The following is a 339-nucleotide window of genomic DNA, read 5'->3' on the forward strand; positions in this document are numbered from 1 at the left end:
CGACGTCGTGACGGTGATGGTCAGCATCGACGGCGCTGCGCCGCAGGCCGCGACCCAGGATGCAGCAGGGCAGTGGCACTTTGTCACGCCTTCCACCCTCGCTGACGGTGAGCACAATCTGGTGGTGACCGTTACCGATGTGGCCGGTAACAGCATCAGCGGCGAGGCGTTTGCCTTTACCGTCGATACCTCGGTGAATATCCCCACCATCGATCTGAATGATGTATCAGACAGCGGTGCCGATGTTGCGGACAACATCACCAATGTAACGACGCCAACCTTTACCTTAAGCAATATCGACGCCGACGCAGTGACGGTGGAAGTGCTGATCAACGGCAC

1 protein-coding gene is annotated in these 339 nt (G+C 58.4%); it reads left to right on the top strand.

Annotation, left to right across the window (positions count from 1 at the left end; genetic code table 11):
• Nucleotides 1–339: Ig-like domain-containing protein (locus CYR52_RS22770; RefSeq protein WP_165699116.1), on the top strand; the 339-nt coding region annotated here is incomplete at both ends.

This window comes from Chimaeribacter arupi (assembly GCF_002858805.1).
Taxonomy (GTDB): Bacteria; Pseudomonadota; Gammaproteobacteria; order Enterobacterales; family Enterobacteriaceae; genus Chimaeribacter; species Chimaeribacter arupi.